Here is a 230-nt window from a genome sequence, read left to right on the forward strand (position 1 = left end):
TTTTTTATACATATCAATGGTGTAACAAAGTGTAGTGAATGTATAAAAAGAAATACCTGCCGGAAGGATGATATTGGGTTTGGCAGGATGATAATCCATGCCTAATGCATTTACAACGGTTACAAAATTTTCTAGTAAAAATGCTCCGTATTTAAAGAAACAAAGCATGCCGAGATTTCCAATTAAACTAACCACTAGCAGCAGTTTCTTTTTGGCCTTGTTTTCTTGGG

1 pseudogene is annotated in these 230 nt (G+C 34.8%); it reads right to left on the reverse strand.

The features are described 5' to 3' along the window. Nucleotides 1–195 (reverse strand): annotated as a pseudogene (locus VJI94_RS08905) (MBOAT family protein); the annotation flags it as partial. Nucleotides 196–230 lie beyond the last annotated feature (35 nt).

The sequence above is a fragment of the Parvimonas sp. D9 genome (assembly GCF_035282565.1).
Taxonomy (GTDB): Bacteria; Bacillota; Clostridia; order Tissierellales; family Peptoniphilaceae; genus Parvimonas; species Parvimonas micra.